We start from the raw sequence: 8,797 nt of genomic DNA, 5'->3' as shown, positions 1-8,797 counted from the left end.
CGGAAGGCGCCACATCTGGGGCGGGCGACCCGCCATCAGACGCAGCCTCTACCTGGCCGGCTTCATCGCCTCGCGCCACGATCCGAACATCAAGGCCTTCAGAGCAAGACTCGCCGCTGCCGGAAAACCGACAAAGGTCGCAATCATCGCCTGCGCAAGAAAACTCCTGACAATTCTCAACGCAATGGTCAAAACAGGCAAAGACTACGCCCAAACCAAAGCCTGAAAGACAGTTGCTACCAACCGGCCATGCCGCCCTTTGCCCTCTGCGCCTTTACTCCACCGGAGGTCCGGAGGGTGTGAAACCCTCCGGGGCCGGCAAGGGGCGCCGCCTTAAACCCATACTTAACCAATCTGCCCGACACTGCGGGCATGACCCAGTATCGCCGCCTCCTCATCCCGGGTGCCACCTATTTCTTCACCGTCAGGCTGGAGGATCGTGGCGCCACCCTGCTCACCGACCATATCGAGAGCCTGCGCTACGCCTATGCCCGCACCCTGCGCGATTACCCGGTGACCTGCCATGCCATGGTCGTGCTGCCCGATCACCTCCACGCGGTCTGGACGGAGCCCGAGGGCGGCGTCTGGTATTCCGAACGCTGGCGGCGGATCAAGGCGCTGTTCTCCCATGCGATCCCCAACCGGGATCGGCTCCGCCCCAGCCTCGAAGCCAAGCGCGAGCGTGGCATCTGGCAGCGCCGCTTCTACGAACACGCGATCCGGGACGAGATGGACTTCCGCCAGGCGCTGGACCATTGCCGGCTCAACCCGGTCAAACATGGCCTCGTCAGCGCGCCAGAGCTCTGGCCCTATTCCAGCTTCAACAAGACCCGCGCCGTGCCGCCGCCCATCCGCGCCACCCATCCCCCGCACCACGCCTTGATCTGACGCGGCAATAACCCAGGGCGCCGCGCCAGGTGGTAGGATGGGCAATCTGCCCATCTTCCATAGGGCATCCTCCGCGCAAGCCCCCCGTCCCGATTCCGGCCCCCGCAGCCCCCATCACCCGCCTAACCAGTAGGATGGGCAATCTGACCATCTAGACAGGTGGTGCGCCATGCAGAGGCGCGGTAGACTCACGATATGTAAACCGATTTGGCGCGATCATTGCCGCATGGGCAAAATGCTGATCAGCTGTCTCGGCCTGTCACTGACGCTGCTTGCGCCGGAAGGTCCGGTTTGTGCCCAGACCCTGCCCGACCCAAACCCGGCCAGGCTTTTCGCCACCTGCACCGGGCGGCTTTCGGCGCTGATGGAGTTTCAGTGGCTGATCGGCGATCCCGCCTCCGAGGCCACCGAACATCTGCGCGACCAGATGGCCGATCTCCTCGCCGCGGCCGAGGTTCCGGGCAGCGAAGTCGCCTCGATGGATCTGCGCCTGCAGGCCAAGGTGGCCGAGGCTGAATTGCTCGCCGCCGCGCATTTCACCCGCAAGACCCCCTGGGCCGCGGCGCGGGCTGAAAGCCAGATCGCCCGCTGCACGGCGCTGCTCCTCAGCCAATGAAAAAGGGGGCGGAACCCCGCCCCCTTTCCCGAACATGTGCAGACCCGGATCAGGCAGCGCGGGCAGCCATCGTGGCCTTGGCCCACCAGACCAGATCGTCCAGCGAGGATTTGACCGCCGGCAGCAGGTTGGCTTCGACATCAGACATCTTGCCGGACCCACCCATACCCGGGTGAACCTTGAAGAAATCGCCCATGCCGAGGTGAACGGCATTGCGGGTCGGGACCATCTGCAGCTCGACCGCGATGTTGCGCAGATGCTCCAGCGCGCGGGTGCCGCCGACCGAACCATAGGCGATCGCGGTCATCGGCTTGTGGCCCCATTCGACGTAAGCCTGGTCCATCGCGTTCTTCAACGCGCCGGTGATCGAGCGGTTGTACTCGGCCACGACGAAGATATAGCCGTCATATTCACCGATCTTCTTCTGCCAGGCCACGGCACGGGCGTCCGAAGAGGGCATCCAGAGGTTGGAGGCCATTTCGTTGAACAAGGGCAGGTCGAAGTCGCGCAGGTCGACCAGTTCGACGGTCATGTCTTCGCGGGCCTGCGCCTGGGCCAGCATCCATTGCGCCGGGATATCGGCGAAACGGGTCGGGCGGGTGGAGCCGATGATGAGGGCGATTTTCGGTTTGGTCATGGTGATCTTCCTTGAAGAGCGTTGCTATGCGATGCGTCAAGTTAGGCCTTGGTGCATGTCTATCACAATTCACTGATAACGCGCCAATGCTGTGCGGTATTGCACGTATGTGCCGGTGGAAATTTCGGCGCGATGCCGCCTTGGCGGGCACTTCCCCACCTTGCTCCTGCCGCCATTGGGTGCCAGATTGCGGCCATGACAAAACCGCTCGACAACCCCGCTGATCCCTTCAAGAAGGCGCTCGCCGATGCGACGCGCACGATGGCCGATGATCCCGAGATGACGGTGACCTACTCGGTCGATCCGGCGGGGATGAACAAGGAAGGCGTGCGGCTGCCGCAGGTCTCGCGCCGGATGACGCGGGACGAGGTCCTGCTGGCGCGCGGAACGGCGGATGCCTTTGCCCTGAAGCGGCGCTATCACAATGACAAGGTGGCCGCGAAATACGCGCCGACCGGGCCGCTCGCCAAAGAGATTTTCGACGCGATGGAGACCGCGCGCTGCGAGGCGGTGGGCGCCCGCGCCATGCCGGGGACCGCCACCAACATCGACGCCAAGATCGCACATGAGGCCGATCGCAAGGGTTATTCCCAGATCACCGCCGCCTCCGAAGCGCCGCTGCCGGTGGCGGCGGGCTACCTCGTCCGCCACCTCGCCACCGGGCGCGACCTGCCCAAGGGTGCGCAGAACATCATGGACCTGTGGCGCGGCTTCATCGAGGATCAGGCCGCAGGCACGCTGACCAATATCGCCGAGGTGCTCGAAGACCAGTCCGCCTTTGCCCGCCTGTCGCGCAAGGTGATCTCGGACCTCGGCTATGGTGACCAGCTGGGCGATGACCCCGACCAGGACGACCCGCAGGACGATTCCGGCGACGAAGAGCGTGACGAGAACCCCGAAGAGGCCGGCGCCGAACAGGAGGAGAGCGAGGAATCCGAAGCCTCGCCCGAACAGAGCCAGGAGGACGAGCCCGACCAGTCCCAGGCCGAGGTGACGATGGAGGAGACCTCCGACCTCGACCAGGGCGAAGAGGCCGAGCTGCCCGATGGCGAGGCCCCGCTGGAGCCGCCACCCCCTGCCCCGCATTCGGCGGCGGACCCGCTTTATAATGCCTATACCACCGAGTTCGACGAAGAGGTCAAGGCCGAGGATCTGGCCGAACCGGCCGAACTGGAACGCCTGCGCGCCTATCTCGACCAGCAGCTGGAGCCCCTGAAGGGCGCCGTCTCGCGCCTGGCCAACAAGCTGCAGCGCCGCCTGCAGGCGCAGCAGAACCGGTCCTGGCTGTTCGATCTGGAAGAGGGTACGCTGGATGCCGGCCGTCTGGCGCGGGTCGTGGCCAACCCGACGACTCCCCTGTCCTTCAAGCAGGAAAAGGACACCGAGTTCCGCGACACCTGCGTGACGATGCTTCTGGACAATTCCGGCTCGATGCGCGGCCGCCCGATCTCGATCGCGGCGATCTGCGCCGATGTGCTGGCGCGAACACTGGAGCGCAGCGCGGTGAAGGTCGAGATCCTCGGCTTCACCACCCGCGCCTGGAAGGGCGGCCAGAGCCGCGAGAAATGGCTGGCGAGCGGGCGCCCCCCCGGCCCGGGGCGGCTCAACGATCTGCGCCACATCATCTACAAGGGGGCGGATGCGCCCTGGCGGCGGGTCAGGCCGAACCTCGGGCTGATGATGAAAGAGGGGCTCCTCAAGGAAAACATCGACGGCGAGGCGCTGGAATGGGCGCACCGCCGGATGCTGGCCCGGCCCGAGGCGCGCAAGATCCTGATGGTGATCTCGGACGGCGCGCCGGTGGATGATTCCACCCTTTCGGTCAACCCGGCGAACTTCCTCGAAAAACACCTGCGCGACGTGATCGCGATGGTGGAACGGCGCAAGGCGGTGGAACTCATCGCCATCGGCATCGGCCATGACGTGACCCGCTACTACCAGCGCGCCGTGACGATCACCGATGCCGAACAGCTGGCGGGGGCGATGACCGAGCAGCTGGCGAGCCTGTTCGAGGTGGATGCGAAGAAGCGCGAACGCGCCTTCAAGGGGCGCAAGGCAGGATAAGGCCACGATTTTTCTGCGAAAAATCAGGGTGCAGGACAGAACCGATTTTTCGCAGAAAAATCGTGCGCGGGGAAGACGGATATGTTTCAGACCTTTGACAGCCATGCCTCGCCCGCCCAGGGCCCCGGGCGCCTCGCCGCCCTGCGCGCCAAACTCGAAAGTGCAGGCCTGAAGGGCTTCATCATCCCCCGCGCCGATGCGCATCAGGGTGAATATGTCGCGGCCCGTGACGAACGCCTGCAATGGCTGACCGGCTTCACCGGCTCGGCCGGGTTCTGCATCGTGCTGCCCGATGTCGCGGGCGTCTTCATCGACGGGCGCTACCGCACCCAGGTCAAGGGCCAGGTCGACCTCGCCCATTTCACCCCCGTCCCTTGGCCCGAGGTCAAGCCCGGCCCCTGGATCGCCGAGCATCTGGCAGAGGGAGTCCTCGGCTTTGACCCCTGGCTCCACACCGCAGACGAGATCGCGCGGATCGAAGCGGCGCTGTCGGGCAGCAAGGTCAGCCTGCGCCCGACCGAGAACCTCGTCGATGCGATCTGGCCCGACCAGCCCGCGGCGCCCTGCGGCAAGGCCTTCAGCCATCCGGTCGAATTTGCCGGCGAAAGCTCGGCCGCCAAACGCGCGCGCCTCGGTGCCGAACTGCGCAGCCTCGGCCAGGATGCCGCTGTCCTGACCCTGCCGGATTCGCTCTGCTGGCTCTTGAACATCCGCGGCGCCGATGTGCCGAAGAACCCGATCCTGCAGGGCTTTGCGATCCTGCAGGCCGATGGCAAGGTCACGCTCTTCACCGATCCTGCCAAGATCGGGCCGGAGGTTCTGGCCGACCTTGGCCCGGATGTCACCCTCCAGCCGCCCGCGGCCTTCATCCCCGCCCTCGAAAGCCTGACCGGCAAGGTGCGGGTCGACAAGACCACGGCCCCGCTCGCCATCTCGCAACTGGTCAAGGATGTGGTCTGGGGCGACGACCCCTGCCGCCTGCCCAAGGCCCGCAAGAACGCCGCCGAGATCGAGGGGATGCGCATCGCCCACCTGCGCGACGGCGCCGCCATGGTCGAATTCCTCACCTGGGTCGACGCGCAGGCCCCGAAGGGCGGGCTGACCGAGATCGACGTGGTCACCGCCCTCGAAGGCTTCCGCCGCGCGACCAATGCGCTGCACGACATCTCCTTCGACACGATCAGCGGCGCGGGGCCGAACGGCGCCATCATGCATTACCGCGTGACCGAGGAAAGCAACCGCAGCATCGGCGCGAACGAGCTGCTGCTGGTCGATTCCGGCGCGCAATATCTCGACGGCACCACCGACATCACCCGCACCATCGCCGTCGGCGACCCGGGGGATGAGGCGCGGGCCTGTTACACCCGCGTGCTGCAAGGCATGATCGCGATCAGCCGGGCGCGCTGGCCGCGAGGGCTGGCCGGGCGCGACCTCGACCCCCTCGCCCGCGCGCCGCTCTGGATGGCGGGGCAGGACTTCGACCATGGCACCGGCCACGGCGTCGGCGCCTTCCTTTCGGTCCACGAAGGTCCGCAGCGCCTGTCACGCATCAACGAAGTGCCTTTCGAGCCGGGCATGATCCTGTCCAACGAACCGGGCTATTACCGCGAGGGCGCCTTCGGCATCCGCCTGGAAAACCTGATCGTGGTGGAAGAGGCGGCCAAGATCGGCGACAATCGCGACCAGCTGGCCTTCGAGACCCTGACCTTCGTCCCCTTCGACCGCCGCCTGATCCTGACGCAAGCCCTGGCCCCGGGCGAACGCGCCTGGCTCAACGCTTACCACGCCGAGGTTCTGGCCAAACTCGGCCCCCGCCTGTCGCCCGAGGCGCTCGCCTGGGCCAAAACCGCTTGTGAGGTGCTCTGATGGGACTGCCAATTCACGTCACACCCGCCCCGGGCCGCTACCGCGTCAGCGTCGGCGACACGGTCCTGGGAGAGACCGCCGCGGCGCTGCTGCTCGATGAGGCGGGCCATGACCCGGTCCTCTACCTGCCGCGCGCCGATATGGACATGACGCTTTTCACCGCGACCGACCATGCCACCACCTGCCCCTGGAAGGGACAGGCGAGCTATTTCTCGGTCGCCGGGCTGCAGAATGCGGTCTGGACCTATGAACGCCCGATCGAGGCGATGGAAAGCATCGCCGGCTATCTGGCCTTCTACCCCTCGGTCCGCGTCGAACGCCTGTAATCGGGCACCCGTAGGATGGGCAATCTGCCCATCTAACCAGCCAAAATCAGGCCGCCAAAGCCTCGCCCGCGACCTTGCGGATGCGCTCCACCATCGCGCGGAGGCCGTTCGAGCGTTGCGCCGACAGATGGTCGTTCAGCCCGAGCCGCGCCAGTTCGGCCGCGGCATCGACCTTCAGCACCTCGGCCAGGGGCAATCCGGCGTAAAGATTGTGCAGGACGGCGATCAGGCCGCGCACGATCATCGCGTCAGAATCACCCTGGAAATCGAAAGTGCCAGCGCTGATCTGCGGCCTGAGCCAGACCTGGCTCGCACAGCCCTGCACCTTCAGCGCGGGCACCTTGAAGGTGTCGTCCAGCGCCGGCATGGCCTTGCCAAGCTCGATCACATGGCGATAGCGCTCTTCCCAGTCCCCGAGGAATTCGAAAGTATCTGCGAGGTCTTCAAAAGCTTGCGTGGCCATCGGGTTCTCCTTGGCCCAGACCTAGCCCCGCGACGCCGAAAGGTAAAGCCGGGGCAAAGCTGCAGCTTTTCAAATCCCGCCGCTTGCGATACCCAACGGAGGTGTAACAGGGGGCAGCCATGAAACGCGCTTTGGTCTTGATGACGGTACTCGGTCTGGCTCTCGGCGGCTGCGGCCAATCGAAACTGAACCCGTTCAACTGGTTCGGCAAAAGGCCCGCGGCCCAGCCGGTGGTCGAGGTCGGCAACGTCGTGGACAGCCGGGGCTTGGTCGATCAGGTCCTGACCGTCAAGGTCGAGCCCTATCCCGGCGGCGTCATCGTCCGCGCCACCGGCCTGCCGCCGACCCAAGGCTACTGGAGCGCCTCGCTCGTGGCCCTGCCGGTCGACGAGAAGGGCAAGCTGGTCTTCGAATTCCGCATCGCCCCGCCGCCGAAGCCCTATCCCGCCGGCACCCAGCCCTCGCGCGAGGTCACCGTGGCCGGCAATGTCACCGACTTCACCCTGCAATCGATCACCTCGATCGAGGTGCGCGGGGCCAGGAACGCGCTGACCGCACGCCGCTGAGCCTGCCCCCGATCCAAAGGAAAAGCCCGGCACCTCGTGCCGGGCTTTTCCTTTGATCTTGCCATCGGCGGAGGGCGCTTACAGCCGCACCACCCGCACTTCGCTGCCCTTGGCCGAAAGGGCGATCTCGCCCCGGCACAGCCGCAAGGCATCGTCGCCAAAGGCCTCGGCGCGCCAGCCGGTCAGGGTCGGCACATCGCGCTGTCCCGCCGCAATCGCATCCAGATCGGCGGAGGAGGCGATCAGCCGCGCCGCCACGCCCAAGCCCTCGGACTTGGCCTTCAACAGCACGCGCAACAGGTCGGCCAGCGCCGGGTTGACCTGCAACTGCTCGCGGCTGACATCGGGGCGCGGCAGGTCTTCCGGCTTCATCTCCATCCCCGCCTTGACGGCGGCGATGATGCCATCGGCGATCTCGGGCTTGCGCCCCTCGCGCATCAGCAGGCGCGAGCGGCCCAATTCCTCATGGCTTGTGGGCCGGGTCGAGGCGAGTTCCAGCAGCGCGTCATCCTTCATCACCCGGGCGCGGGGGATGTTGTGGGTCTGGCAATAGGTCTCGCGAAAGCGCGCCAGCTCCTTGACCACGGCCAGAAACCGCCCCGAGGTGGTGCGCGTCTTGACCCGCATCCAGGCCTCTTCCGGCCGCGTGGTATAGGTTTCGGGGTCGAGGAGGATGCCAAGTTCTTCGGCGACCCAGGATTGCCGGTTGTTCTTGGCGATCTGGGCGGCGAGGAATTCGTAGATCTGGCGCAGATGCGTCACATCGGCGATCGCATATTCGGCCTGGGCCTGGGTCAGCGGGCGGCGCGACCAGTCGGTGAAGCGCGAGGTCTTGTCGAGATCGGCTTTGGCGATCTTCTTGACCAGCGTCTCGTAGCCGACCTGCTCGCCAAAGCCGCAGACCATCGCCGCGACCTGGGTGTCGAACAGCGGCACCGGGAAGACATTGCCCTCGACGAAGAAAATCTCCAGATCCTGCCTAGCGGCGTGGAAGACCTTCACGGTGGCGGTGTGGCGGAAGAGGTCGTAAAGCGGCTCCAGCGACATGTCGGCGCCCTCGATCGGGTCGACCAGCACCGCTTCGCCGTCCTTGCCCGGCAAAGCCATCTGGATCAGGCACAGCTTGGACCAGAAGGTGCGCTCGCGCAGAAACTCGGTGTCGATGGTGACATAGTCCTGCGTCTTGGCGGCGGCACAAAAGGCGGCAAGGTCTTCGGTCGTGGTAATCGTGCGCATGATATGGCTTTCCCTGGGGCCGGCATGCCGGCTTGCGGGTTTGTCCCGCCCTTTCCGCTATAGGCAAAGCCCCGCCGAATGGAAAGGGGAGGGCCTGGATTTTATCAACGGATACAGGGCCCGGCGCCCCCGCGG

The 8,797-nt window shown here is 65.8% G+C and carries 9 protein-coding genes and 1 pseudogene; 7 read left to right on the top strand and 3 right to left on the bottom strand.

Annotation, left to right across the window (positions count from 1 at the left end; genetic code table 11):
* The 3 genes and pseudogenes from AC1DZT_RS10885 to AC1DZT_RS10875 all read left to right on the top strand — a co-directional run.
* Positions 1-226, top strand: a pseudogene (locus tag AC1DZT_RS10885) (IS110-like element ISHne4 family transposase); the annotation flags it as partial.
* Positions 227-372: 146 nt separating this feature from the next.
* Positions 373-888, top strand: a complete 516-nt coding sequence (locus AC1DZT_RS10880) for an REP-associated tyrosine transposase (RefSeq protein WP_478006643.1) — start codon at positions 373-375, stop codon at positions 886-888.
* 235 nt (positions 889-1,123) lie between these two features.
* Positions 1,124-1,504, top strand: a complete 381-nt coding sequence (locus tag AC1DZT_RS10875) for a hypothetical protein (RefSeq protein ID WP_478006642.1) — start codon at positions 1,124-1,126, stop codon at positions 1,502-1,504.
* A 49-nt stretch (positions 1,505-1,553) separates the two neighbouring features.
* Here the strand turns inward: AC1DZT_RS10875 and AC1DZT_RS10870 are convergent, their stop codons facing one another.
* Positions 1,554-2,141 carry an NADPH-dependent FMN reductase gene (locus AC1DZT_RS10870; protein ID WP_478002777.1) on the bottom strand — a complete coding sequence of 196 codons (588 nt, stop codon included), beginning with the start codon at positions 2,139-2,141 and terminating at the stop codon, positions 1,554-1,556.
* A 195-nt stretch (positions 2,142-2,336) separates the two neighbouring features.
* Here AC1DZT_RS10870 and cobT point away from each other — a divergent pair, with 195 nt between their 5' ends.
* The 3 genes from cobT to AC1DZT_RS10855 all read left to right on the top strand — a co-directional run bounded on the left by cobT (position 2,337) and on the right by AC1DZT_RS10855 (position 6,397).
* Entirely contained in the window at positions 2,337-4,205 is a 1,869-nt protein-coding gene (gene cobT, locus AC1DZT_RS10865) for a cobaltochelatase subunit CobT (protein ID WP_478006641.1), read from the top strand.
* An 81-nt stretch (positions 4,206-4,286) separates the two neighbouring features.
* Positions 4,287-6,071, top strand: a complete 1,785-nt coding sequence (locus AC1DZT_RS10860) for an aminopeptidase P family protein (RefSeq protein WP_478006640.1) — start codon at positions 4,287-4,289, stop codon at positions 6,069-6,071.
* On the top strand, positions 6,071-6,397 hold the full coding sequence (locus AC1DZT_RS10855) for a DUF427 domain-containing protein (RefSeq protein WP_478006639.1): 327 nt from the start codon (positions 6,071-6,073) through the stop codon (positions 6,395-6,397). Before AC1DZT_RS10860 ends, AC1DZT_RS10855 begins: the two co-directional genes overlap by 1 nt.
* Before the next feature lie 46 nt (positions 6,398-6,443).
* Here AC1DZT_RS10855 and AC1DZT_RS10850 read toward each other — a convergent pair whose 3' ends face one another.
* A complete protein-coding gene (locus AC1DZT_RS10850; RefSeq protein ID WP_478006638.1) occupies positions 6,444-6,860 on the bottom strand; it encodes a SufE family protein in 417 nt (138 codons plus the stop codon).
* Positions 6,861-6,979: 119 nt separating this feature from the next.
* Here AC1DZT_RS10850 and AC1DZT_RS10845 point away from each other — a divergent pair, with 119 nt between their 5' ends.
* Complete coding sequence (locus tag AC1DZT_RS10845; RefSeq protein ID WP_478006637.1) at positions 6,980-7,426, top strand: hypothetical protein; 447 nt, start codon at positions 6,980-6,982, stop codon at positions 7,424-7,426.
* Positions 7,427-7,504: 78 nt separating this feature from the next.
* Here the strand turns inward: AC1DZT_RS10845 and rnd are convergent, their stop codons facing one another.
* A complete protein-coding gene (gene rnd, locus AC1DZT_RS10840; protein WP_478006636.1) occupies positions 7,505-8,662 on the bottom strand; it encodes a ribonuclease D in 1,158 nt (385 codons plus the stop codon).
* Positions 8,663-8,797: the final 135 nt, after the last annotated feature.

Source organism: Rhodobacter sp. P1_C2, from assembly GCF_056406375.1.
This window is presented reverse-complemented; position numbering and strand designations above follow the sequence as displayed.

Excerpts from the sequence above, each read along its gene's own strand:
- AC1DZT_RS10880 (WP_478006643.1), top strand. The coding sequence starts at position 373 with ATGACCCAGTATCGCCGCCTCCTCATCCCGGGTGCCACCTATTTCTTC.
- AC1DZT_RS10875 (WP_478006642.1), top strand. The coding sequence starts at position 1,124 with ATGCTGATCAGCTGTCTCGGCCTGTCACTGACGCTGCTTGCGCCGGAA.
- AC1DZT_RS10870 (WP_478002777.1), bottom strand. The coding sequence starts at position 2,141 with ATGACCAAACCGAAAATCGCCCTCATCATCGGCTCCACCCGCCCGACC.
- cobT (WP_478006641.1), top strand. The coding sequence starts at position 2,337 with ATGACAAAACCGCTCGACAACCCCGCTGATCCCTTCAAGAAGGCGCTC.
- AC1DZT_RS10860 (WP_478006640.1), top strand. The coding sequence starts at position 4,287 with ATGTTTCAGACCTTTGACAGCCATGCCTCGCCCGCCCAGGGCCCCGGG.
- AC1DZT_RS10855 (WP_478006639.1), top strand. The coding sequence starts at position 6,071 with ATGGGACTGCCAATTCACGTCACACCCGCCCCGGGCCGCTACCGCGTC.
- AC1DZT_RS10850 (WP_478006638.1), bottom strand. The coding sequence starts at position 6,860 with ATGGCCACGCAAGCTTTTGAAGACCTCGCAGATACTTTCGAATTCCTC.
- AC1DZT_RS10845 (WP_478006637.1), top strand. The coding sequence starts at position 6,980 with ATGAAACGCGCTTTGGTCTTGATGACGGTACTCGGTCTGGCTCTCGGC.
- rnd (WP_478006636.1), bottom strand. The coding sequence starts at position 8,662 with ATGCGCACGATTACCACGACCGAAGACCTTGCCGCCTTTTGTGCCGCC.